The sequence below is a fragment of the Chitinophagales bacterium genome (assembly GCA_013816805.1).
Taxonomy (GTDB): domain Bacteria; phylum Bacteroidota; class Bacteroidia; order Chitinophagales; family UBA10324; genus MGR-bin340.
Genome location: JACDDS010000009.1, coordinates 21,059 through 43,861 on the forward strand (window position 1 = coordinate 21,059; position 22,803 = coordinate 43,861).

Annotated in this window: 20 protein-coding genes; 6 read left to right on the forward strand and 14 right to left on the reverse strand. The window is 39.6% G+C overall.

Annotation, left to right across the window (positions count from 1 at the left end; translation table 11 throughout):
• Positions 1–81: 81 nt before the first annotated feature.
• The 7 genes from H0W62_08920 to H0W62_08950 all read right to left on the reverse strand — a co-directional run bounded on the left by H0W62_08920 (position 82) and on the right by H0W62_08950 (position 6,075).
• Positions 82–675 (reverse strand): peptide deformylase, encoded by a 594-nt coding sequence (locus H0W62_08920; protein MBA3648660.1) that lies wholly within the window; start codon positions 673–675, stop codon positions 82–84.
• Complete coding sequence (gene ruvX / locus H0W62_08925; protein ID MBA3648661.1) at positions 672–1,088, reverse strand: Holliday junction resolvase RuvX; 417 nt, start codon at positions 1,086–1,088, stop codon at positions 672–674. Before ruvX ends, H0W62_08920 begins: the two co-directional genes overlap by 4 nt.
• A gap of 69 nt (positions 1,089–1,157) precedes the next feature.
• Complete coding sequence (locus H0W62_08930) at positions 1,158–2,009, reverse strand: UbiA family prenyltransferase (protein MBA3648662.1); 852 nt, start codon at positions 2,007–2,009, stop codon at positions 1,158–1,160.
• Positions 2,006–2,515 carry a DUF1573 domain-containing protein gene (locus H0W62_08935; protein MBA3648663.1) on the reverse strand — a complete coding sequence of 170 codons (510 nt, stop codon included), beginning with the start codon at positions 2,513–2,515 and terminating at the stop codon, positions 2,006–2,008. Before H0W62_08935 ends, H0W62_08930 begins: the two co-directional genes overlap by 4 nt.
• A gap of 228 nt (positions 2,516–2,743) precedes the next feature.
• Positions 2,744–4,192 carry a T9SS type A sorting domain-containing protein gene (locus H0W62_08940; GenBank protein ID MBA3648664.1) on the reverse strand — a complete coding sequence of 483 codons (1,449 nt, stop codon included), beginning with the start codon at positions 4,190–4,192 and terminating at the stop codon, positions 2,744–2,746.
• A gap of 84 nt (positions 4,193–4,276) precedes the next feature.
• Entirely contained in the window at positions 4,277–4,684 is a 408-nt protein-coding gene (locus H0W62_08945) for an EVE domain-containing protein (GenBank protein MBA3648665.1), read from the reverse strand.
• Positions 4,685–4,902: 218 nt separating this feature from the next.
• Entirely contained in the window at positions 4,903–6,075 is a 1,173-nt protein-coding gene (locus H0W62_08950; GenBank protein MBA3648666.1) for an N-acetylmuramoyl-L-alanine amidase, read from the reverse strand.
• Between the two features lie 194 nt (positions 6,076–6,269).
• Between H0W62_08950 and H0W62_08955 the strand changes: the two genes are divergently transcribed.
• A complete protein-coding gene (locus H0W62_08955) occupies positions 6,270–8,723 on the forward strand; it encodes an LPS-assembly protein LptD (protein ID MBA3648667.1) in 2,454 nt (817 codons plus the stop codon).
• A gap of 152 nt (positions 8,724–8,875) precedes the next feature.
• Here the strand turns inward: H0W62_08955 and H0W62_08960 are convergent, their stop codons facing one another.
• Positions 8,876–10,369, reverse strand: coding sequence for a tetratricopeptide repeat protein (locus tag H0W62_08960; GenBank protein MBA3648668.1), 1,494 nt, complete (start codon positions 10,367–10,369; stop codon positions 8,876–8,878).
• A gap of 396 nt (positions 10,370–10,765) precedes the next feature.
• Complete coding sequence (locus H0W62_08965) at positions 10,766–11,494, reverse strand: DUF4197 domain-containing protein (protein ID MBA3648669.1); 729 nt, start codon at positions 11,492–11,494, stop codon at positions 10,766–10,768.
• A 110-nt stretch (positions 11,495–11,604) separates the two neighbouring features.
• Here H0W62_08965 and H0W62_08970 point away from each other — a divergent pair, with 110 nt between their 5' ends.
• The gene (locus H0W62_08970) at positions 11,605–12,846 is read left to right on the forward strand and encodes a competence/damage-inducible protein A (protein MBA3648670.1); all 1,242 of its coding nucleotides are present in this window, start codon (positions 11,605–11,607) and stop codon (positions 12,844–12,846) included.
• 475 nt (positions 12,847–13,321) lie between these two features.
• Here H0W62_08970 and H0W62_08975 read toward each other — a convergent pair whose 3' ends face one another.
• A complete protein-coding gene (locus H0W62_08975; GenBank protein ID MBA3648671.1) occupies positions 13,322–13,561 on the reverse strand; it encodes a hypothetical protein in 240 nt (79 codons plus the stop codon).
• A gap of 214 nt (positions 13,562–13,775) precedes the next feature.
• On the opposite strand from H0W62_08975, the gene trmD reads away from it, so the two are divergent.
• On the forward strand, positions 13,776–14,450 hold the full coding sequence (gene trmD, locus H0W62_08980) for a tRNA (guanosine(37)-N1)-methyltransferase TrmD (protein ID MBA3648672.1): 675 nt from the start codon (positions 13,776–13,778) through the stop codon (positions 14,448–14,450).
• Positions 14,451–14,488: 38 nt separating this feature from the next.
• Here the strand turns inward: trmD and H0W62_08985 are convergent, their stop codons facing one another.
• Positions 14,489–16,348, reverse strand: a complete 1,860-nt coding sequence (locus H0W62_08985) for an ATP-binding cassette domain-containing protein (GenBank protein MBA3648673.1) — start codon at positions 16,346–16,348, stop codon at positions 14,489–14,491.
• Between the two features lie 189 nt (positions 16,349–16,537).
• Here H0W62_08985 and H0W62_08990 point away from each other — a divergent pair, with 189 nt between their 5' ends.
• Positions 16,538–18,088, forward strand: coding sequence for a DUF3943 domain-containing protein (locus H0W62_08990; GenBank protein MBA3648674.1), 1,551 nt, complete (start codon positions 16,538–16,540; stop codon positions 18,086–18,088).
• A gap of 126 nt (positions 18,089–18,214) precedes the next feature.
• A complete protein-coding gene (locus H0W62_08995; GenBank protein ID MBA3648675.1) occupies positions 18,215–18,649 on the forward strand; it encodes a hypothetical protein in 435 nt (144 codons plus the stop codon).
• Between the two features lie 42 nt (positions 18,650–18,691).
• On the opposite strand, the gene H0W62_09000 is transcribed toward H0W62_08995, so the two are convergent.
• Complete coding sequence (locus H0W62_09000) at positions 18,692–19,678, reverse strand: pyruvate dehydrogenase complex E1 component subunit beta (protein MBA3648676.1); 987 nt, start codon at positions 19,676–19,678, stop codon at positions 18,692–18,694.
• Positions 19,679–19,752: 74 nt separating this feature from the next.
• Positions 19,753–20,598 (reverse strand): hypothetical protein, encoded by an 846-nt coding sequence (locus H0W62_09005; GenBank protein MBA3648677.1) that lies wholly within the window; start codon positions 20,596–20,598, stop codon positions 19,753–19,755.
• A gap of 155 nt (positions 20,599–20,753) precedes the next feature.
• Here H0W62_09005 and H0W62_09010 point away from each other — a divergent pair, with 155 nt between their 5' ends.
• Complete coding sequence (locus tag H0W62_09010) at positions 20,754–21,734, forward strand: sugar kinase (protein MBA3648678.1); 981 nt, start codon at positions 20,754–20,756, stop codon at positions 21,732–21,734.
• Positions 21,735–21,759: 25 nt separating this feature from the next.
• Here the strand turns inward: H0W62_09010 and H0W62_09015 are convergent, their stop codons facing one another.
• Positions 21,760–22,779: an aspartate-semialdehyde dehydrogenase gene (locus H0W62_09015; GenBank protein MBA3648679.1), complete on the reverse strand. Its 1,020-nt coding sequence runs from the start codon at positions 22,777–22,779 to the stop codon at positions 21,760–21,762.
• Positions 22,780–22,803 lie beyond the last annotated feature (24 nt).

The following is a 22,803-nucleotide window of genomic DNA, read 5'->3' on the forward strand; positions in this document are numbered from 1 at the left end:
CTGAAAATACCCGATTTATATAGCGTAAATCTTAGTAGCCATTTTTTGGGAATATTCCCATCAGGGATTTGTAGATACATTTTATTTCCTGACGGGAAACTTCATTTTATAATCTACATCCACCATTCCCCGGGATATGTTTTCAAGCTTTTTTTTAAGCAACCGCCTTTTCAACGGTTTTAAATGATCCGTAAAAAGGATTCCATCGATGTGATCATATTCATGCTGAATTACCCTCCCGGTAAATCCATCAAATGTCTGGCGGTGGCTTACAAAATTTTCATCAAAAAACTCAAGCGTAATTTCGTCTGGTCTCTCAATGTCTTCACGAATTTGAGGAATACTTAAGCAGCCCTCGTTATAAAGCCACGGCTCACCGTCTTTGTGAACCGTTTTTGCATTAATAAAAACCTGCCTTGCGCCTGCCTCACCCTTAAAATCGTTCTCCGACTGATCCTTTTGCTCCGCAAGACGTTTTAGTATCTGAATGCTGTCAACAATAAATAAGCGAATAGATTTGCCAACCTGTGGCGCTGCAAGGCCTACACCGTTTGCGTGATACATGGTTTCGAACATATCTTCAATAAAAGGCTGAAGACCCGTGTAATGCTTATCTATCTCAGCGGCCTTCTTCCTAAGCAACGGATCACCATACGCTATAATGGGTATTATCATTTCTTAATGGTCTGTAAATAACTCTGTAACAGTATAACCGCGCTTACCTTATCCAACAGTGATTTATCCCGTCGCGCTTTTTTATTTTTTCCGGCGGCTAATATAGTCTGTTGCGCCATTTTGGATGTAAACCGCTCGTCTATTCTTTTTACAGGAATAAAGGGAAATCTTTTTTTTAAAGCTTCTATGAATTTATTTATAGTAGCTGACACTTGTGATGGCGTATTGTTTAAATTTTTAGGATCACCAACTACAAAGCATTCCACGTTCTGCTGCTCTAAATATTTTTCCAGATACGGCAGTAAGATATCCGTGGACACCGTATCCAGGGGGGTTGCAATAATTTGCAAAGGATCAGTAACCGCGAGACCAGTTCTTTTTACTCCGTAATCGATAGCCAGTATGCGCGACAAATTAAGTAAAGGATGCTGTTAATGATTGTTTGGAAATTAAATTCTATCCAGGCACTCAGGTGTGGATTTTCAGAAAAAATCGATAAGAGTAAATACTGAAAAAATTACGCTTGCCAATCCATTGGTGGTAAAGAAAGCAACATTTACCTTACTTAGATCATTCGGCTTAACAAGTGAGTGCTGGTATATAAGTAATGCAATAAAAAAACCTACCCCAATCCAATACCAAATCCCCATTGCACCAAGGACTCCAATCGCAACTAAACAGCTAATACACAATATATGCACTATTGATGATAGCAATAATGCATTTTTTTTCCCAATGCTAACAGGTACCGAATGTAAATGCTGCTCCCGGTCAAACGATTCATCCTGCAATGCATAAATGATGTCGAAGCCACTAACCCAGCATAACACTGCTGCTCCAAACAGCACCGGCAATAAACTGAATGTTCCTGTAACCGCCAGGTAAGATCCAACCGGAGCAAGAGACAATCCCAATCCCAATATAAAATGTGAAAATGATGTGAATCGCTTCGTATAACTATATCCCAGGATTACTGCAAGAGCAACTGGTGAGAGCATAAAGCACAAGCTGTTTATATTCCACGCGCTGATCATAAAGCCCCCGCAGCAAAACAAAACAAATAATAAGGCTGATCTTTTTGAAATTATTCCGGCAGGAAGTTCTCTGCCAGTTGTGCGGGGATTTTTTTTGTCAATGTCAGAATCAACAAGTCGGTTAAACCCCATAGCAGCACTTCTTGCAAAGACCATACATGCAATAACGAGGATAAATTCTCTTAAATAAAATGGATGGCCTTCGTGCCAGGTCGCGAAAAAAAATCCAATGATGGCAAAAGGCATGGCAAAAATCGTATGACTGAACTTAACCAGTGACAAATAATTTTTAACAATCATTTAGGCAGAACATTAGCATTAATGTTGAGAACAGAAACCGGTGGATTAGCGTTCGACGAGACCGTTATATTTTTATTCTGAAGACCCTGTTTCCCGGCAGTTGTAAACTGCACTTGCACTACTCCTTTCGCACCCGGTGCTATTGGTTCTTTGGGATAAGATGGTACTGTACAGCCACAAGAAGCTTTAGCACTTTGAATAATCAATGGTACTGTTCCGGTATTCATAAATTCAAAACCATGCCTTACTACATCCCCCTGCTGAATAGTGCCAAAATCGAACTGAGTCTCAGAAAATTGAATGGTAGTGGCAAGCGTGTCTACATCAGGTTCTGTGTTTGGTTCGGTGGAAGCGGAATGCTTCACCGAACCAGGAAGACCGGCCAGGGTATCCTGGGAATGCAACATATTTTTTTTTTCAATAAGATTTACTACATCAATAATGGTTATAACAAATACGCAAAGAGTGATAATAACCAGGGAATACGTTTTGATGTGCTCCTTCATAATGCACTTGATATTTCACTGTAAAAATAGATCGTTTTGAAAATACCATATGAGATTATTATTATCAGTAATACCGTTCCTGAAAATTATACAGACCAACTGAGTAATTACAGCAACAAACTTCCTTTAATAACACGCGATACTTATGAAAAGGATGATTTTTCCAATCTAATGTGCATCAAGACATTCAATTAAATTATCCTTACAGTAGATTTTTTCAATTAAAATTTACTCGAGAATGATTTTTCCTCTATCTATTACCTCATCCTTTCTTATAAGGGAGTAGAGATAGGTTCCAGCCGGCAGTTGGTTACGGTAGAAAATTATATTTGCTGAAGTAATACCACTTATCCTTTTTACTTCCTCTCCATTAAGGGCACTTATAATAATTGTCATTAGAGCACCGGTGCCTGATACCTTAATGATTGCATTGTTTTTTATAGGGTTTGGAAAAATCGAAACTGTATGATTCCCATTTATTGCACCAATTCCTGAAACCACATTTCCCTCTGCATCTGTTTTTATAAAATAAACATCAGACCAGCCTTCACCAAAGCTCACTGTTCTCCCGGCAATCACCAATCCCTCATCGGAGCTTTCAATCACACTGTTTCCGTTATCATCATTTAGCCCTCCAAATATTTTTTCCCACAACTTATTTCCATTTGCATCAGTTTTAACCAGGTAAGCATCGCCCACTGAATCTCCGGCAGGGATAAGGGTTCCAGTCATGATATAACCGCCGTCGCTTGTTTCGTTTACACTATTACCCCTGTCATTACCTTCACCTCCGAACGTTCTGGTCCACTCCACATCTCCCACTGCATCTGCTTTAGCCAAATAACAATCACCTTTTCCGTTTCCATAGCTGAAAGTTACACCAGTCATGATGAAGCCACCGTCTGTCGTTACATGCATTGACCACATATCATCATTTGCAATACCCCCTATTGTTTTAGTCCATAAAACATTTCCATCAAAATCTGCTTTTACCAGGAAAAAATCGTTGTCACCAGCCCCATAACTGTTAGTGGTTGCTCCAAGAACAATATTTCCGTCATGAGTAAGAGCAATAAATTTTCCGTAATCATCAGCACTTCCGCCAATAGTTTTAGTCCACGTTAGATTCCCTCCGGCATCTGTTCTGATAAGGAAGATATCTCTTCCGGCGGCACCAAAATTTTCGGTGAACCCGGTCATAATAAAATCTCCATTGGGCAATTCTGCTTCACCATATACCACGTCATCGCCGATACCACCATAGGTGTGTTCCCACAGTTCCCTGCCATTCGCATCCGTCCTTATTACATAACCATCACAATCACCGGCACCAAAGCTTTTCGTGTGACCGGTAATAAGCATTCCTCCATCGCTGGTGTTATGAATTTTATATCCGTAATCATCCATAGAACCACCAAATGTTTTGCACCAAACGGTATCACCAGCTGCATTTGTTTTTACCAGGAAAACGTCTTCTCCCCCAGCTCCTCTTGAATAGGTAATGCCTGTAAGGACAAAGCCGCCATCGGGGCTTTGAACTACTGATTGAGCCCAATCTTCATTGGTGCCACCAATAGTTTTTGCAAACTCACTGGATTGAGCCACGAGAGAAAAAGCGGAAAAAAGGATCATCAGTAAAGGGATAATCTTCCGTAGAGTAGTGTATACATGATTCATGTGATGAGGTTTTTGAATAATAAAAACGCCAAATATCTTATACTTGTTGCTTTAAAGTGGAACATTAAAAAGTGAGCATTGACGCTATGATGTACCCAGATCTTCCACTTTTCTAAACTCTGCTTCAGTAACAGGCATCACTGAAAGCCTGGAAATTTTAATCAGCACCATATCTTTCAGCTCTTTTACGGTTTTTATTTCCTGCAGGGAAACAAGTCGTTTAAATTTTTTATTAACCACCATCTCAATAGCTACCCAGGCTTCTTCTTCTGAGGAAGGGTCAGGAAAAAATTCACGGGAAACCTTAGCAGTACCCACCACAGCACTTTCTTTGCCACTATGATAAAATAATATGGGATCCCCCTTCTTCATTTCGCGCAGGTGATTGCGTGCAGCATAACTCCTTACCCCTGTCCACTCCGTTTTTTTATCTTTAGAAAACTCCTGCCATCCGTACGTCTCCGGGTCTGATTTTACAAGCCAGTGATTCATATCTTTTTTCATAAAAATAAAATTTTAAAAAGAAGTGATTTTACTTTACTGATACCGCAAGCACAAGTCGTAACAATGTCCGTAAAAAACTTAAGTTAAATTATTAAGTATGGGATCGAGGAAGGTAATTGACTCCAAATGAAAACACTTGAAGAAACACTAATGTCCTTCGCTTGAATTATTCAACACTAGCGTGCAAATCATTTTTTGTCAAGTAATTACTGGCTCACGGGGATTCGCTTTGAATTCCTGTAAGAAACAATAAAGGCACTTTTAAACCCTTTTTTTCGAAGCTGCAAAAGACGAGCCTGACAATCAGCCATGTTTAAATACTTACCTACAACATACCGGTTATATCCGGAATCTGACTTATCATTAGTAATATCTTTAATAGAAGCGTATGGCGCGCTCTTTAAATTGATGGGCTTTGCTGAAGCAACGATCTGAACTTTATAATAAGTTAACGCCGGATGATAGCTGGTACTGCCATTGGAAGCGGTTGTGTTAGTACTGGTTTTTAGTGAATCAGCAGATGAAAATAAATCAGTTTTAATATCTAAATCAGCTGTCAACACCGAATCAGGATAAGTTCTTGCAAGAAAATCGCCACTACCTTCCACCTCTGCTTTGTAATCGCCAATAGCCTTTAAAACAGAACGCGCAATTTTATTTTGTCCATCCTGTGAAGTAAGATAATTTTCTTCCGTGCGATTGGTGAGAAAGCCCGTCTCCACCAGTATGGAAGGCATGGTAGTGCGCCACAACACCAGGAATCCTGCCTGCTTCACACCACGAATCACCCGGCCGTCTTTACGAAATTCGTCTTCTACTTTGGAAGCTATATCAATGCTCTGCTGCAAATGGGCATTTTGATTCATGGTAAGAATTATAAAGCCCTCAGGCGAATTCGGATCGAATCCATCATAGTTTTGCTGGTAATCGTTCTCAAGCAATATCACATCATTCTCACGCTTGGATACTTCCAGGTTATCTACAGATTTGTGAAGTCCCATAAGCCACGTTTCAGTTCCAAACGCAGCTGTATTCCGGTTTGCATTGCAGTGGATGGAAACAAAGAGATCGGCATTATTCCGGTTTGCAATGTTTGCACGTTCGTACAGCTCAATAAATTCATCAGTGCTTCTGGTGTAAATCACTTTTACATTAGGATAAACCTTATGAACCAGAGCCCCAAGCTTTAAAACAATTGCCAGGGTAACATCCTTTTCATTAGAATGTGCTCCTCTGCATCCGGAATCATGGCCACCATGGCCTGCGTCCAGCACAATGGTTTTAATTTTATAGACAGAATCCCGGTGTATGCTTTGGGCCTGAGTGCTGCAATACGCTGTTAATAACAACAATAGGATAAGCAATAGCGTTTTTAACATGCAAGCTGATTAAAGTAGTTTTGTACTACAATTTTGACGAACGCAAATTTACTCAGCATATTTTTTTGAAACGGAAATATTGCCTTTTTACTTTCCCCATCCTTCTGTTGATAGTTTTTTCTTTCTATACAGCAGGGGCACGTACATGCAAGGACGGTATATCAATATTTCCACCGGATACCTTACCAAAAAAAATGTTACCCAACGATACTTCAAAAGCAAATCTGACTGACAGTTTACATCTTAAGATGTCTGATAATGGACTTGATGCCCCGGTTAAATACCATGCGCAGGATACTATTTATATGGACTATAAAAATCAAAAGGTTATTCTGCTCAATAAAGCAACCGTGGATTACAGAGATATAGGGCTGAAGGGCGATTCCATTGTTTTCGATTGGGGTAAAAACCAGGTTTATTCAGAGGGCAGGAAAGATTCTTCCGGAAAGGAATCTGGTTTGCCTTCCTTTAATGAAGCTGATCGAACCTTTAATGCAAAAGAGATAGCCTATAATTTCAGAACGAAAAAAGGTAAGATAAGCGAGGTGATGACTGAAGAAGGCGAAGGTTTTATTCACAGTGAAACTGTTAAGCGTCTTCCGGATAATGTCTTTTACGGTATTGGAAACAGGTACACAACCTGCGACCGTGTCGATCCGGATTTTTATATTGCAGCGTCGAAAATAAAGGTGATTCCGGGTAAGTCTATTGTAACGGGGCCGGCACATTTGGTGATTGAAGATGTACCTACTCCCCTTTTTCTTCCCTTCGGGATTTTTCCCTTAAACGAAAAAAGAAAATCAGGCTTGATTATTCCGTCTTATGGATACAGTGATTTGAGGGGTTTCTATTTAAGCAGGGGCGGTTATTATTTTGGCATCAGCGACCACGTTGACCTTGCAGTTACAGGTGATATATATTCCAGGGGAAGCTATGTAATAAATGCTGCCACCCGGTTTGCTGAACGTTATAAGTTTTCAAGTAATCTGAACATTACCTACGGCAATACCCGCACCCTGGAAGCGGAAACTGATAAGTACTTATCTCAAAAGGAATTTGAAGTACGCGGAAGCTTTAACCAGGATGCTAAAGCATTACCAAATAACACACGGTTCAGTGCTAATCTGGCATTTGCTACTTCGGGATTCAACAGGAACTATTCCAACACTCCCGAAAATTTTTTTAATAACACTTATTCATCTTCCATTTCATTTCAGCAAAGTATTCCTTATACCCCTTTTAATTATTCTGTTTCTCTTACTCATTCACAAAGTACCCAGACCCATATCGTAAACGTGACATTACCGACCTTCCTGTTTAATATGTCCAGTATTAATCCGTTTAAGAGGAAAGAAGCACTGGGCCGGTTGAAGTGGTATGAGAATATTGCGGTAAGCTACTCTTTTAATGCAAGCAACCAGGTAACGGGGATTGATTCTCTTTTCTTTACACCTCAAACATTCGATCGCATCAGAACAGGTGCCCTTCATAACATTACGGTTCAGGCACCTTTTTCCACACTTAAATACATAACTGTATCTCCGTCTTTTAATTATGCAGAAACATGGTCTATGCAGACTGTTCGTGCTTTCTGGAATCCGGAATTAATGCAGATTACCTACGATACCATTCAGGGATTTGCAGCTGCACGCAATTTTAATATAGGAGTTTCAGCCACAACTCACGTATATGGAATTTTGAATTTTAGCCATGGGAAAATCAGAGCAATCCGTCATGTAATAACGCCCCAGGTTGGATTCACCTATCGGCCTGATTTTGGAGATCCCCGATGGAATGCTTATAAAACAGTACAATTGAATGATGCAGGCCAAACAACCAGGTACTCCATTTTTCAAAGCAGCATTTACGCCGGTCCTCCGCAGGGAAAACTAGGAAGCATTAGTTTTTCCATTGGAAATAATCTGGAGATGAAGGTTTTTTCGAAGAAGGACACGGTTACCCAGTTGAAAAAGATAAAACTGCTTGATGCATTAAGTATACGGTCGTCCTACAATCTGGCGGTCGATACGCTGCGCCTTGCACCAATAAATATTTCCGGCAGAACTTCTTTTACAGATAAAATCAATATGAATTTTGGACTGACTTTCGATCCTTATGCATCCGATTCCCTGAACCGCCGTATTAATACCTTTACCTTGAAAGATGACCATAAATTAGCACGTCTCACCAATGCATTTATCGGAATTAATGCCTCTTTCAGTTCGCCTCAAAGTTCTTCAGTAGTTCAAAAAGCTACACCGGAACAATTGGATTATATTAAAAATTCAGGAAATGACTATGTAGATTTCAATGTACCGTGGAGGTTGACTCCTAACTATACATTAGCCCTTAATAGAGTAAGGACGTTTGGAAGAGATACTACCATTCTAACACAGACATTGGGTGTAAGCGGAGAATTGAACCTGACTGAAAAATGGAAGATATCGTGGAATACCAGCTATGATTTTATTGCACATAAGTTCTCTACCATCTTCCTGGATGTCTACCGCGATCTTCACTGCTGGCAAATGCATTTGAGCGTGATACCTTCTGGTTATCGCTCAGGCTTTACCTTTGACCTACATGTGAAAGCAAGCGTATTACAGGATCTGAAGCTGCATAAGCAAAATAACTGGTACGATTATTAAATATTATTTGAATAAATCGTTGAATACCAAATTTATGGCTCCCTTTTCAACATAACTGTAGCCAGGCAAACTCACCGCATCATTTTTTAACGCAAAAAATTTTTCACTAGGGGTGAAATAAATAATAAAGTAAAAACTTTGTGTTACAGGTTTTACATCGCCCTTGCTTTATTCTTCACTTCATTCCTGATAAGAGCATAGTCAATGCCATTAAAGTTATACTCTGACACTTCTTTATATTGAGCATTCGCCTGATCTTTATTACCAGCGGCCTCATTAGCCACAGCCAGCCAATACTTATTATATACTGAAAGATTCGGATTGCTTTCCTGAAAATGGTTCACAGCATCTCCATAATTCTTTTGCTTCATAGCTATGTATCCCAGGGAAAAGTGATAAAAATTAAGTTTATTGGGATCAGTGATTGGCTCTAAAGTTTTTTTACACTGTTCCGCTTTGGCTTTAGCATCCTCGTAATTTCCCTCCATGGCAGCCAATAGTGATTGTAAGTACTCGTCTGTTGCCTGATTCTGAATTTTTGCTTCCTGTGTTCCAATATCATTCGCAGCCTGCGTATTAAGAGGGGTTACTATCGTCATCAACTCATTCAATTGATTAACGTCTCCATAATGTATTGCTATGCGTTCGCAATCCCCGAGATAAGCCAGTTTTTCACTGCTGATCTTAGCATTTAGTTCTCCTGATGAATCTATTTTGGTGGCCTGTTCCATTAACCATTTTAATGCTGTATTATGATCACCCCTGTATAAATAGGTATAAGCAGTGTATTGGTTTGCAGCCGTTTTTGATAAGTCATGATTGCCCCCATCCATATAGTTTTGCCTCGCTTCATCATAATTACCCATGAAAGTATTGGCGTGGCCCATTTTATAATATGCCTCAGGGGAACCGGGATCAAGACTGACTGCCTTTGAATAGGCATCTCTTGCCTTTTGAAGATCATTCTGCGCACGGTAGCAATCACCCAATGCTATTTTAGCACCAGGACTAGAGGGAGCTATTAAGACTGCCTTTAAGGCATACATTTCGGCTTTCTTAAAATCTTTGGGATCAAGAAACAGATAGGAGTTAGAAAGTGCACTATATCCGCTAACCGAATTGGAATCGAGGTTCACCGCTTTTTGAAAACACTCTCTAGCATTAGTAGCATCATTCCCTACAAAGTAGGTAAATCCTAAATCAACCTGTGCCCGTGGGGCATCCGGAAAACTGTCGGCAATTGTCTTTGTAATTTGAAGACGTTTATTCCAGTCGCTGGTTAAAAAAGTTTCGTATAAATCGCAGTACCATTTTTCCCAGTTGCTTGTGCCATTAATATTGGCTTTGGCTTTACTTATATCATCAGCAAATTCCTGGTTTGATACATCGGTGTTGGATTTCATAAGATACCCTACAGCGAGCTTAGGATCCTGTTCAATAGCCTTGATAAAAAAAGTCCGTGCCTTCTGTCCCTCACCCTGATCGAATAAGGTCATTCCCTGCCGGAAAGATGCCATTGCTTCTTTGGAGCTCGTAGTAACAGGAATATCAGTAATTTTTATCCTCTGTTGTTTTTGAGCACAACTTAAGATGGTTGCAGTTATAGCCAGGCTGACAAACAGCAAGTAAACTTTTGGGGGTTTCATGATGAAGTGTTTTAAAAGGTTTCCTGATTGTGCATTGGAAAAGCAATAACGAAAATTAGCAAATCATTTTAATATTAAAAATTTTTGCCTATTGTTCTCAAGGTGGTGAACCCATGCTTTATTGCGTAACCTATACTATTTTTCGTGAAAAATACTCCTCGGAGATAGAGTATCTACTAGATCCAACCTGCATCGACTAACCGGCTTCCCTTTATGATTATCAATGATTATTTGCTCTTTGCAAGTACTTCAATCGTTAAATATTTTACACCCTTGCCAGCTACTTTTAGCTTAGGGCTTAATGTTACCAACGCTTAGAGGAATTTCCTTAATTTGTCAGTTCCCTTTTGTGGTAGTTGCGAAATACTATTATTTTATAAATAAATAGGAGAATCGCTACTGATGGCCAAAAACCGTTTTAATAATATCGTTAGCAGTACCAGCCGGATCTTTCCTGATCTTCGCTTCTTCCTGGGCCATGGTATTAAATAATCCATCCAGTGCCTTTTGTGTTACATAAGCGGTAAGGTCCGCATTAACAGGCTTCACAAAAGGCAGCTTATTATAGGTAGTAAATACATCGCCCCAGTATTTTGTAGCATCAGTACTGTCCAATGCATTTTTAATTACGGGAGAATATTGCGCAGAAAGCTGGGAAGTAGTTGTCTTTTTTAAATATTCTGTTGCCGCATTATTGCTGCCTTTTAAAATACCAACGGCATCAGAGAAAGACATGCTTTTAACGGCATTCATAAATATAGGAGCTGCATCTTTCGAAGCCTTTTCTGCTGCACGGTTCATACTTAAAATTGCTTTATCCACCTGATCTCCAAATCCGATTGCGCGAAGCTTGGATTCCACGTTTTGGGCTTCGGGAGGCATTAAAATTTTGATTAGCTGATTACCAAAAAATCCATCCTTAAGATTCAATAAATTTGCGCTTTTAGCAGCGCTCAGCAATAGAGCTTCTTTTAATCCGGAAACAATTTGTTCATTGCTTAATCCGAATGCACCGCCGTTTTTTTGTGAAGTATTAGGAAGAGAAATACTTGGAAGCTGTATCTGCGCGCAGGAGGAACAGGCTATGGCAATGATGATAAAAAATATTGAAAACTGCTTGATCATAAAATAATTTTCAGTGGAAATAACAAAACCGTGCCAAACGAAAAATACTTTCATACAATGCAATTTGTTTATTCACAGAGAGAACCAAATAATCATTAACATTATAATTTATGGATGCGACAATTATTACGATTGGCGATGAGCTTTTAATCGGCCAGGTAATAGATACCAATTCATCATGGATAAGTGAAGCGCTTAATAATATAGGGATTTGGGTTAAAAGACGTATTGCAGTTGGAGATGATCATAATGAAATTATTTCAGTACTGGATGGAGCAAAAAACATTAGCGATGTAATATTGATAACAGGTGGTTTGGGACCTACAAAAGATGATATTACAAAAGAAGTATTGTGCGACTATTTTGGAGGCAAAATGATATTTAATGAAGCCATTTTTGTAATGGTAAAAGCCATTTTTGACCGGCTTCAGAGGCCAATGCTGGAGAGCAATCGCCGACAGGCAGAAATACCGGACAACTGCATCCCAATTAAAAATTATAATGGTACTGCGCCGGGGATGTGGTTTGAAAGTGAAAGCAAAATTTTTATTTCTATGCCTGGCGTTCCATTCGAAATGAAAGCCATGATGAGGGAGTCGGTGATCCCCGGGTTAAAAGACCGTTTTCAGCTGCCGGTTATTGTTCATAAAACCATTCACATTATCGGCATCGGAGAATCTTTTCTTGCCGAAAAAATAAGGGATATTGAAAATAATTTTTCCGAAAGCGTCAGGCTTGCTTACCTGCCCAATCTTACGCAGGTACGGCTAAGGATTACAGCTAGAGGTAAAGTCAAAAGTGAATTGGTGGAGCAAGTGGACGAGATTACCAAAAGAATAGAAGAAAGAATTGGTATTTATATATGGGGATATGATGATGATGCACTCGAAAAGAAAATCGGATCCCTATTATTACAGAGGGGACACACGGTATGCACTGCCGAAAGTTGCACAGGAGGATTAATTGCATCTATGATCGCTTCTGTACCGGGCGCCTCAGCATATTACACTGGAAGTATAGTGAGTTATTCAAATGAAATTAAAAGGGATGTTTTAAATGTGGCCGACGAAACGCTCCTGAAATATGGAGCGGTAAGTGAGCAGGCCGTTCAGGAAATGGTACAGGGTGCGCTGCAAAAATTAAAGTCTGACTATGCCATTGCAGTATCGGGTATTGCAGGGCCATCTGGGGGTACAGAAGATAGGCCCGTAGGCACCGTCTGGATAGCAGTAGGAAATAAAGAAAATACAATTGCCGCAAGCTTTCTGTTTCCCGGCGATCGCATGCGGAATATTCAGCGTTCGGCAATAAGTGCCTTAGACATGCTGAGAAAATTCATTTTATCATCCTGAAAAAGCCAATATCTTCCAACAATAATTTTCCTGTGGAAGTTACTCCTAATTCTAACATTAATCTTTATGCTTCTTAAAAAGTAATTAGAGACCATTGCCCCCCATTGGTGGAAAAACAAAACAATAAAATACATACGAAGTTATCGGAATATGGCACTTCCTTAAGAAGCAAAAACATACAATAGGCGGGATATTTTTGCCACTGCTGTATGAGGAAAAGATGTAGTAACCTTTACTTTTTCTGTAATTACTGCGGATTACGGAATATAGAAAATAGCACCTACCATCTAATCCTTCTAGCCGGAAAATCCTGCTTTCATTTCAAAAGGAAGAGGAGGCACCGGAAAAGGAGCTAAGAATGATAATAAAAAAGAGAATAGAAATATTTCATACCGGGCTATGGATGAAATTATTTCACAAATTTCCTTTAGCTATATTAGACACTATAACTGCAGTTATTACTCTTTGCTTAAACTCAATCGTGCCCTTGAGTTTTAACAATCTTATTATAAACTCCGAATAGAAGAAAGGGTGCTGCCCATTGACCAATGAATAAGGCGGTGTGTCTGTTGCCCATTATCTGCAAACTGAGCGAAACACCCATAGACGCCAGGGCAGCCCATAAAAATACATCAGAAGGTATTTGTGCGGTTTTATCTTCTATAGTTTTTGCTACTTCACCTTCCTGGTATTTAGAATTGTTATTTGTATCCATTTTATAGTTTTTAGTTATTTGAGATCACAATTTATTTGCCAGCAGAGATTACCTGCGGAGTTTATTTACATCTTATTTTTATGGGAATGTATTCTCCCATGTTTCCCCTTATTGTTTCCGGCATTCCACATTTTTTAGCCATCTATATCTTGTATATGAAGGTTAATTGTATTTGGATTTGTTTCACTGTTATACTTTTAGCTGTTATTATACTATGAGATTTGACGTTATCACAATACACCCTGAACTTCTGATAGGTCCATTCGACCATTCTATACTAAAGCGTGCTCAGGAAAAACAATTATTGGAGGTAGTTGTTCATAATCTGCGTGATTTTACTGTAGATAAGCATAAGCAGGTGGACGATTACCAGTATGGAGGAGGGGCAGGTATGGTGATGACAGTCGAACCCGTAGCCCGGTGTATTGAATCATTAAAATCAGAGCGCAATTATGATGATGTTATTTATATGTCTCCCGATGGCCATCTGGTAAATCAAGGTATTATCAATAAGCTTTCGCTTTGTGAAAATATTATTATTCTGTGTGGTCACTATAAAGGTGTAGACCAGCGAATCAGGGATCATTTTATTACCAGGGAAATATCCATCGGTAATTATGTTCTAAGCGGTGGAGAGCTTCCTGCAGCAGTCTTAATAGATGCGGTTGGAAGATTGCTTCCCGGAGTTCTAAATGATGAATCATCGGCTCTGTTTGATTCATTCCAGGATAATTTATTAGCGCCACCTGTTTATACCCGCCCCGAAGAATTTAATGGATGGAAAGTTCCGGACGTTTTGCTTTCAGGTAACCTCAAAAAAATCGAGGAGTGGCGATACCAGGAATCTTTAAAACGTACTAAAGAGCAGCGTCCGGATATGCTTGAATAAATGAATGATCAAAGTAAAAGAAACAAATTCCGAAATAGTTATACGCTGAATTCAAATTGCATTTCATTCAGCCTTCGGTAAATACCCTTTCTGTTCATCATTAAATCTTCGTGTTTGCCTGTCTCCACTACTATACCTTTTTCCAGCACTATAATTTTATCCGCATTGCGGATAGTGGAAAGGCGGTGTGCAATAATAAAAGAAGTACGGTTTTTCATCAGCTGCTCCAGTGCTTCCTGAACCAATTGCTCACTTTCACTATCCAAGCTGCTGGTGGCTTCATCAAGGATCAGTATAGCAGGATCTTTTAAGATGGCGCGTGCAATGGCAATGCGTTGCCGCTGGCCCCCCGAAAGCTTCACTCCGCGTTCTCCAACTATGGTTTCGTATCCCTCCGGAAAACGGTTAACAAATTCATCAGCATTTGCCTTTTGTGCTGCAGTTAGTATTTCCTTATCAGGCGCGCCGGGTTTACCGTAGGCTATATTTTCACGTATGCTTCCTCCAAATAAAATTATGTCCTGGGGAACAAATGCAATTTGCCTTCGCAACTGGCTTAAAGGAAATGCAGATGCAGGCCTTTCATCGAAAACTATTCTTCCTTCGCCGGGCTCATAGAAACGCATTAACAGGGATGCAATCGTACTTTTTCCTGCACCACTGGAGCCTACAATAGCCACCACTTCACCCGGTTCTGCCGTAAGAGAAATATTTTTCAATACAGTAATATCAGGCCTTGAAGGGTAAGAAAATTTAACACGGTCAAAACGGACTTGCCCCTGCAAAAGGTAAAAGGGATCAATCTCCTCATTTTCTAAATCCACTTCTTCCCCATTATCGCGTAGGATTTCCCTGACACTATGGGTAGCACCCAACGTTTTCTGCAACTGGCTGAACATATCTGCAAAACCTGCAAAGGTTCCTCCCACAAAAACAGAGAAGATGACAAACATGGTCAGCAAACCTGTTGTTAACTCTCCGTCTTTTATCATATTGGCTCCATACCACATTACAAACGCTATAGTCCCAAAGACACTAAAGATCATAAATGATATAAAGGCACCCCGGAACCGTGCATTCCTGATAGCCGTTTCCACCACTGAAAGAATGCTTTTTGTATAACGGTTTATTTCGAAGTATTCACTTGTAAAAGCTTTGACTATTGAAATACCCTGGAAAGTTTCCTGCACAATAGTTCCGCTTTCCGCCAGCTGATCCTGGGCTCTTTTAGACATCTTCCTGATTCGCTTGCCAAAAAAAACAGCGAGAATCGCAATTACCGGTACCACCGATAGCATTACAAGTGCCAGTTTTGTACTAATAAGAAAAATAAACAGCAGGCCAATAAGAAGTGTAAAAATTCCCCTTAGAAACTCTGCAAGTGTAAACGATAGCGCATCCTGAATCTGAGAAAGGTCTGAAGAAATACGGCTGCTCAGTTCACCTACCCGTTTTTCAGTAAAAAAACTCATAGGCATGCTTAATAATTTTTTATATACATCCCTTCGCATATCTGCCAATGATTTTTCTCCAACTTCCGTAAGCAGGTATACCCGCATAAAAGAAAATATCATCTGTACCGAAAGCTGTATAAAGATGAGAAAAATGATGGTGTTCAAACTCCAGCTGATCTGCTGTATGTTAAAACCAAAACTTTGAATAACAGATGTATTAGCGGAAAGGGATGAAGAGCCTGGTGAAGCGGCATCTATCATTTTTCCAATAAGGAATGGGAATATACTTGTTGAAAAAGCTGAAAAAGCAATAAATACCAACCCCAGAATAAACTTCCATTTGTAGGGCTTTAAATATTTGAAAAGAATTAATGCTTCCTTCAAATTTTCACGCGTGATCTTTACTTTAGACGACTCGGGAATATTGTTTAATTTTTCTGCCATATATTTTCAGAAACAGGTCGAAAAGCCGATCAGGAATAATCAATTTCAATATTAAGACGTGACCGTAAAACATAAATTGTAAAATTACGGATAAGTATGCAGCGAAATAACCCGTACAAGAAATCGCTTATATCTTAACCATATCAACGAAGGATGCAGAATAATGAGTTGTGTAATAATGAAAAAAACGTGACAAAATTTATTTCTGCAGGTATTTTAATGTTGGTGCTTTTTACAGTGACTTCTGTTTATGGACAATCACAAACGTGTACCGATACTTTCAGTAAACGTTTAGAATTATTCAGAAAAGCTACAAATACAGCAAACGGCAACGCGGCATTTTCATGGAAGAGCTCCGGTTTTACCACATCACATAAAGCATCACCCGTTTCTTTTCCGAACGATACCTTACCGCTTCCCCAATATAACCCTTTACGCGATGATGATCCGCTGTATAACAGACGCTACCCGCTGTGGATTCCTATAGCAGAAGTACCGTTAACCAATGGCTTAATATGGTCCTTTGACAGGTATATTTTTAACGATAAGTTCGCATATATAAACGGTGAAACAATCAAAAACAATTTTAAAAATGGATGGGAATGGGATACAGACGACTTCCCTACTAATTTTTCGCTGCATCCTTACACGGGAAGTATTTATTATAATGCAGCGCGATCTAATGGATACAATTTTTATCAGTCCGTTCCCTTTGTTTTGGGGGGCAGCCTTATGTGGGAGTTGTTTATGGAAAATACAAAGCCATCTTACAACGATTTAATAAATACCACAGTAAGCGGGATATTCCTTGGTGAAGTGATTTACCGTCTGAGCTCAAGCATCCTGGATGACCGTAAAACAGGGAAGGCAAGATTGATAAGAGAAATTGCCTGCGCCGTAATTGACCCGGCAAGGGGCTTTAACCGGGTTATACAGGGAAAAGCTTCGCGGGTTACAATGCAGGATGTATACCAGAAAGAACCTCTTTTTCTAACAATTGCAGGTGGCTTACGTCAGGTAAATAATGGAACCAACATAACAACCGGAGCAATAAGCGCTTTGCTAGATTTCGATTTTATTTATGGGAATCCATTTGAATTAAGATTGAGAAAACCTTTTGACTTTTTTCACCTGCGAACCGATTTAAACTTTGGAAATACAAAAGCAATAGTTAATAATGTGATTGGAGAAGGATTTTTATTTGGTACAAATACCAATGATAAAAATAAGATGAAAATGCTGGTTGGGGCCTTTCAGCATTATGATTATTGGAATACCGACAGCTTTGAAATCGGAACAATAGGATTTGGAGGAGGTGTCGTTTCGAGGATGGCCATTTTTAAAAATTGCCGTTTTCAAAATCAACTTTATCTGGCACTGGTACCTTTGGGAGCAAGCAATTCACGGAAAGTACAGAAAGGGGATATTAATTTTGACTATAAAAACTATACTTTTTCCGGAGGGGCGCAAATAAAATTTCAAAGCAATTTGAATTTTGGCCATGGCCAGCTAGCAGCTGCATATTACCTCTACTGGCTTCATACATTCGTCGGTAGACAGGGAAATAATTTGTTGGGGATCTTCCAGCCAAGTATTAGAATCAAGCTTTATCACACTCTGAATGTCGGCTATGAATATCTATGGTATCTCAGGGATGATTATCGCAAGAATGCCCGTACCCTGCACGTGCGCACAGGAGAACAGCGCCTTTTCTTACTTTTCGACTTTGAGAATTTTTAATCCAATTGAGATTCCGACAGCTGGTTTCTGAATCCTTGTAATAAAAACTGATAACTATTGTGATTAGTAGCCGGGAACAAAGGCATTGTTTTTGAAAGTCAGGCTGTGAAACTAAACAAATCGATAATGAAAAAATTTCTTTTAGTAGTTATGCTTGCTGCAGGTATGCATTCCTTATTTGCACAGGTAAATCCAACTGTTCCGGGTGATAGTGTACCCATGTCCGTCAATAAAGCCTTTTTGGAAAAATACCCGGATGTGAAGGGAATGGCCTGGCATAGAACGGCTCAGGGATACCGGGCAGGTTTTAAAAGCCCGGACAATATGGATCAGTTCGCAGACTATGATTCAACAGGTAAAATGATCAGTGAAAATTTAGAAATGAAAAAAGAGAGTCTTCCGGCTAGTGCGATAGATTATATTTCTAAAAACCTTCCGGATCAGCAATACGGAAAAATATACCAGGTTACTAAGCCTGACGGTCTGAAAAATTATGTAGTTAATGTGGGCGGAAAATGGTTACTTTTTGATGCACAGGGAAGCTTTGTTCCTTCGAAATAATTTTTATCACATAAGTACAGGCATAAAACTATTTATGCCTGTTTAGTTTAAATAAAGTGCTTCTTTAACCACTTTAATTACTTTTTCCTGATTTGGTAAAAATGCCTGAACAAAAGGAGGAGCATAAGCTAGAGATGTATCTAATGTTGTGATGCGTTTTATTGGTGCATCGAGATAATCAAAAGCGTGCTTCTGAATTTGAAATGCAAGTTCAGAAGTTACAGATCCAAAAGGCCATGCTTCTTCAAGGATTACCAATCTGTTAGTTTTCCTGACTGAATTAACAACTGTACTGTAGTCCAGGGGCCGTATGGTTCTTAAATCAATTACTTCCGCTTCTATATTTTCCTTGCCCAATTCCTCCGCGGCAGCCAGAGCTACCTTTATCATCTTATTATACGATACGATAGTTACGTCTTTTCCTTCACGTACCACATTTGCCTTACCGATCGGAATTAAATATTCTTCTTCCGGAACTTCTCCCACGTCACCGTACATCACTTCCGATTCAAAGAAACAGACCGGATCATCGTCTCGAATCGCACTCTTTAATAGTCCCTTTGCATCGTAAGGATTCGATACCGAAATCACTTTTAATCCAGGTACGTTTGCCATCCAGTTTTCGAAGCTTTGAGAATGCTGAGCACCCAACTGTCCTGCGGATGCAGAAGGACCCCGGAAAACCATTGGGATGTTAAACTGACCACCTGACATAGAAAGAATTTTTGCTGCGGAATTTACCAGCTGATCAAAGGCAAGCACAGCGAAATTCCAGGTCATAAATTCAATAACAGGCCTTGTTCCATTCATAGCTGCTCCTACACCTATACCTGCGAATCCCAATTCAGAAATTGGTGTATCAATAACACGGCCCGGTCCGAATTCATCAAGCATACCCTGGCTTACCTTATAGGCACCATTATATTCAGCAACTTCCTCCCCCATTAAAAAAACCTTCGGATCGCGGCGCATCTCTTCAATTAAAGCCTCCCGCAATGCCTGGCGAAAAGGGATTTTCCTCGTTTCCATGTTCCATCTAAATTTCGGTAAATATAATTCGAATCTGAGAAGTTACCCCTGAAGCCAGGCTTACAGGAATAAATTCAGATCTGGTTATTATGGTATAAAACCAACTCATCAATCGGAGACTTGATGATAGAGCCAATTTGCAGTTTATAGATCTCTGCTTTTTCCTGTATAATTGAACGGCAGGCACCTGCAACAGAACCGGAAAAGTTGATAGAATACTGATGGACATTGTGATACCGTATGATTACCTGGTCAAATAGTTCTGCAATGGCAGAATAAACAATTTGCTTTATCATGCTATTCTCTGTATTCTCCAGTGCGAAGTGGGCAAATTGCGCCAGAAAGCGATTTGGATGCGTATCATGGTACAAGTGGTTCAATGTTTCATCCCGGGTGTATTGATATTTACTTACAAACTTGATTTCCATATTAGCCGAAAACAAGCCGCGCAACCAGCTGCGCAATAATAAGCGACCTATATGGGCCCCACTGCCTTCATCTCCCAGAACATAACCAAGTGAATCGATGCTATCGATAATATTTTCTCCATCGTAAAAACCGCTTCCCGAACCGGTGCCTAGAATAATTACAAATCCCTGTTTTCGGTGAAGCAATGCCCTGCAGGCACCAAGCAAATCGGTTTCCACAAAAATTTCAGCGTGCGGAAAAGACCTTTTTAATGCTGCTTTAATTTTTAATTTATTCTCCATTGCACCGCATCCGGCTCCATAAAAGTAAATATGGCGGATAGTTAAACCGGGCAGCAAAGGAATTACCTGATTAAAGATGGTTTGACAGATTTCTTCTTCGGTAAGAAAATAAGGATTTAATCCCGTAGTTTGAACGGAGTACAAATGCTCCCCATCAATTAACCGCCAATCACATTTGGTAGATCCAGCATCTACTATTATCTGGCTCATTCTTGATCTTAATATTCGTCTATTAAAAATAAAGTAGGTCCAGGATAATCAAACAAGTATTTTAATATATCCTGAATCAAAACCCGTGACTGCATAATCTGAAAATTTTTACAACTTGCGCAAAATTAATCACTACCTGTAGTTTATAATACTGTATGACGTTATTACAATCTCTTCAAAAAACTTTTTTACCATCAGCGCCAAAGCCATCATCCTTAATAGTAGTCGGAACAGTCGCTTTTGACTCTATTGAAACTCCATTTGGAAAATCAGAGCGCATTATTGGAGGTGCAGCAACCTATATTTCGCTCGCTGCTTCGTATTTTATAAAAAACATTCAGCTTGTTTCTGTAGTCGGGGGTGATTTTCCCAGGCAGGAAATTGCAGCAATGAATGCACGCGGGATTCAGACAGAAGGACTACAGATTAAAGAAAATGAAAAATCCTTTTTCTGGAAAGGATCGTATCATCTTGACATGAATACTCGTGATACACTGGTAACAGATTTAAATGTTCTGGCAACCTTTGATCCTGTAGTTCCGGATAGTTACCAAAATAGTGATTTTTTAATGCTAGGGAATTTGACTCCATCTATACAGATATCTGTAATAAACAGGCTAAAAAAGCGTCCTAAATTAATTGTGCTTGATACCATGAATTTTTGGATCGAACATAACCGGCAAGAACTTTTTGAAGTATTTACTATGATTGATGTACTTACTATTAACGATGCGGAGGCGCGCGAGTTGAGCGGCGAATATTCGTTAGTTAAAGCAGCAAGAAAGATACTGGACATGGGCCCTAAATATCTTATAATTAAAAAAGGGGAACACGGTGCGTTACTCTTCCATGAGAACAATGTATTCTTTGCTCCCGCACTACCATTGGAAGAAGTATTTGACCCAACCGGGGCCGGAGATGCGTTCGCAGGTGGGTTTATCGGCTACCTGTCCCGTACAAATGATATTTCTTACGACAATATGAAACGCTCAATTATTTATGGTTCTGCAATGGCGTCTTTTTGTGTCGAGAAATTTGGAACCGAGCGGCTGACGGACTTAACGGAAGAAGATATTGAAGAACGTGTGCAGGATTTCGTAGACCTGGTACAGTTCGATATTTCCCTTGTAGAATAACGTGTTTTATATTACAAGCACGCAGTCAGGCAATATTTTCGACTGCTTTATTTACTCTTATTAAATTTTTTGAAAGAAGATATTCAGCAATTTGTACTGCATTTGTTGCAGCGCCTTTCCGAAGATTATCAGCCACTATCCAGCAATTCAATGTATTTGGTTGGGAAATATCACGGCGTATTCTTCCTACAAATACATCATCCTTGCCTTCGGCAGAAACCGGCATTGGATAAAAGTTATTTGGAGGATTGTCCTGGACTATTACTCCGGGTGAATTCGACAAAATAGAATATACTTCATTCAACTCAAAATCATTTTCGAATTCAACATTTACGCTTTCAGAGTGGCCACCAATTACTGGAATCCGAACTGCTGTAGCGGATATTTGGATCTGAGGTGCCCTCATAATTTTCCGCGTTTCATTCACCATCTTTATCTCTTCCCTGGTATAATCATTTTCGACGAATACATCGATGTGGGGAAAGCAATTCATATCGATCTGATGAGGGTATACTGACTTGTCTTTATTTCCACTGCGCTCCTGCAGAAGTTGTTTTACAGCTTTAAAACCAGTGCCGGTTACCGATTGATAGGTGGAAACAACAATTCTTTTTATAGAATACTTTTTATGAAGAGGATTGAGCACCAACACCATTTGAATCGTAGAGCAGTTGGGGTTTGCAATAATCTTATTATTTTCAGTTAAAATATCGCCATTGATTTCCGGAACAATCAAAGGAATATCAAGATCCATTCTCCACCAGGATGAATTATCTATCACAGTGGTTCCTGAAGAAGCAAAAACTGGTGCCCATTCTTTCGATACTGCTGAACCTGCTGAAAATAAAGCAATGTCAGGGTGTTTTTGAACAGCTTCTTTAATTTCAACAAGGATGTGTTTCGATCCGCCAAATGTAATTTCCTTTCCTGCAGATCGCTCTGATGCAACGGGAATTAATTCAACCATAGAAAAATCTCTTTCCTCCAGTACTTTTAGCATGGTGGTTCCAACTAAACCTGTTGCGCCGATTACTGCAATCTTCATCTTAAGTTTTAGGAGTAAAATTCT